Here is a 2,708-nt window from a genome sequence, read left to right on the forward strand (position 1 = left end):
ATTCGTGTGGCATTGTTTCTGGGTCTAGCATTACGTGACCCGTTTGCATTTATTTCTGAGGTGTAACTGCTAAGGATCGCGAATTAAATAACTTACAATTTTAATTGTTATTGTGGGATGGGCGTCCCGCCCGTCCAAAAAGGACGGGCGGGACGCCCATCCCACAATAACAATTAAAATTGTAAGTTATTTAATTCGCGATCCTTAGCAGTTACACCTCAGAAATAAATGCAAACGGGTCACGTAATGCTAGACCCAGAAACAATGCCACACGAATTCGCGATCGCAAATTCGAGGGTGAAAGAAATTACGAATACCAAGGCCTGAAACCCGCATTGTATCCTCGGCGCTCTCAAACTGTCCCGAGTATTGATTTAGGTGTATGTAGACTAACCTACTTTAGGAGTTTCCCATGAAATTTAGTTCCCTGTCGATGGCGATCGGCTGTTCGAGTCTAGTTGCTCTGGGGCTATCGCAATCCCCCTCAATCGCTGCAACTGTAACCGTGCACTTTCCTCGGATGCCGAAGAGTGGCCAAAACTTCGAGCACACCCACACTGTCAGACGTTCTACCAGCAATCCTCTGCCGGATGTGGGTGCTCTCCAGAACTTATTTCAGGGGCCAACCCGTACCGAAATTGCTAATGCACCGGGTCTAGAGAAGGCGCTACCGCTGCTCCCGAGCAATGCCTGCAACGGTCAACCTCTACCTCCTGGAGCCATCAATGCAGGTCGCTTTCTCATCAAACGCCAAATCAGAGGCAGTAACATTGCCTACAAAATTCACATCTGCAAACCTTTTATTACTGGTGGAGTTGGAAGTACCGCGATTCTAGAAACCTCTATTAGAAAGACTCTTTGGGCAAATCTCAAGTACGTCTCCGGCGTGAAAAACATTACCCAAATCGATGTCGCTCAACCTAATAATCAGTGCCTTGGTGGTAGTGGAGCTACCTGCTGGCCGTAACATCTGCGCTCAAACCAAATTCATTTATCTAAATTAAGAAACATACTATGAAACCGATCGTTTCTATTTTAGGCACGATCGCTGCGATCGCCCTTTTCCCCCACATTGCCCAAGCCAGCGCCTACACAACCAGCAATCGCAGCACCTCTATTCATATTAGTGAACTTCCTGGTCGCAGTGGCTCTGCTATTGGCACTGGCTACTACTCTACATCCGTAGGCGGCAGGGAGTGGGGAGGGAACTTCCAGGCGACTAGCGTCACCAGCAGTGGTGGCATCAGAACCTATACTGGAACATTCACCGACCAGCGTTCCGGGCCCGGTGCAACGCAACAATGTAAGGGCCAACTGAAACTACAACGTCCGGTTTCTAACTCCGGTCCGGCGCGCCTGAGGGCCACTTGGACGATTACTGGTGGGGTCAACTGCCCCTCTGCCGTGGGTTCAATCTTAAAGCTCAATCTGACCGAAGCCGTCCCAGTCGCCAATAGCAGCGGCAATTTCCTGGCCAGCAATGCCAATACCATTCAGTCTGAAACCGCAGGCAACGCCACTTGGCCCCTTTGGGTTGTAACCGACCCAACGAGGCTCAATTGTCGCGCCACTGCCCCTAGTGGCACTGTCGTTACGACCTTCCCCAAAGGCAGCACCGTTGATGTCGGTTATCTGGGCCTCAACAGCTTCATCACCGCTGGGGGCGCTTCCTGGCTGCGGGTGCCCAGCAAAAACTGCTTCATCCGCGCCAACAGCCAATACATAAAGCCCAAACTGATGCCCTTCTAACGAACATCTAGCCGCTTATTTTAATCTCTAATTTTTGCTTGGCTAGAGAGGGTGTAGGGGCAAACAAGGGTGATAGATCGCCCTTGTTTGCCCCTATTTTTTCGCTTATTCTACAGTTTGATACACAGGCCGACATCCAGACAATAACGAGTGCAAATTGACGACATTTCCGATGACCGCGATCGCAGGTGCTGCAAATCCGGTCGCCTCAACTTGCTCTACAATTGTATCCAAAGTCCCGATCGATTCTTCTTCGGCCGCGTTCCCCAGCGCACCAATGCTATGGGCGTTTCTGCACTCAATTGGGCTTACGAAGTTCGGATTATTCCGCTTCCGGAGATTTATTCCCTGTTTCCAGTTGGGAACATTACCGACCGCTTGCCAGGGCGCTTCAAATCTGTGCCATACCGCCATCGACAAACAGCTCGATGCCGTTGACAAAGCTGCTGTCGTCACAAGCGAGAAAGACAACCGCTTTGGCAATCTCATCGGGCGTCCCTACTCTTCCCAGGGGGATATTTTTGGCTTGGTTATCCACGAATCCCTGCACCTGCTCATCACTCAGTCCCAGGAGATTGTAAGCAGGAGTAGGAACAACGCCAGGACTAATGGCGTTAACCCGGATTTTGCGCTCTTTGAGGTCGAGAATCCAATTACGGGCAAACGATCGCACGGCGGCTTTGGTAGCACTGTAAACACTGAAGGCTGGGTTGCCTACCGTAGTATTCTGAGAGGCGTTCAGGATGATGGAAGCGCCCTCAGGTAACAGAGGCAGTGCCTTCTGCACGGTGAACAGCAGACCTTTGACGTTAGTGTTAAACGTTTTGTCAAAGTGTTCTTCGGTGATTGCTCCGAGTGGGGCGAAGTCTGCAACGCCAGCATTGGCAAAGACGACATCGAGGTGTCCTTGCTCTTGCTCGATAGTGGCGAACAGCCGATCGAGGTCTGCCAGATTAGAG

At 50.8% G+C, this 2,708-nt stretch carries 3 protein-coding genes and 1 pseudogene; 2 read left to right on the top strand and 2 right to left on the bottom strand.

All coding sequences use genetic code 11. The features are described from left to right. Positions 1-412: 412 nt before the first annotated feature. Together ACUVJL_RS11885 and ACUVJL_RS11890 are read left to right on the top strand one after the other, a co-directional pair. Positions 413-967, top strand: coding sequence for a hypothetical protein (locus ACUVJL_RS11885; protein ID WP_445246036.1), 555 nt, complete (start codon positions 413-415; stop codon positions 965-967). A gap of 47 nt (positions 968-1,014) precedes the next feature. Beyond that, positions 1,015-1,749 (top strand): hypothetical protein, encoded by a 735-nt coding sequence (locus tag ACUVJL_RS11890; RefSeq protein WP_445246037.1) that lies wholly within the window; start codon positions 1,015-1,017, stop codon positions 1,747-1,749. A gap of 105 nt (positions 1,750-1,854) precedes the next feature. On the opposite strand, the pseudogene ACUVJL_RS11895 reads toward ACUVJL_RS11890, so the two are convergent. Together ACUVJL_RS11895 and ACUVJL_RS11900 are read right to left on the bottom strand one after the other, a co-directional pair. Next, positions 1,855-2,057: pseudogene (locus tag ACUVJL_RS11895) on the bottom strand (uroporphyrinogen-III C-methyltransferase); the annotation flags it as partial. Between the two features lie 83 nt (positions 2,058-2,140). Beyond that, a partial coding sequence (locus ACUVJL_RS11900; RefSeq protein WP_445246038.1) for an SDR family oxidoreductase occupies positions 2,141-2,708 on the bottom strand: 568 nt, incomplete at its 5' end.

Source organism: Microcoleus sp. OTE_8_concoct_300 (assembly GCF_031383065.1).
GTDB lineage: Bacteria > Cyanobacteriota > Cyanobacteriia > Cyanobacteriales > Microcoleaceae > Microcoleus.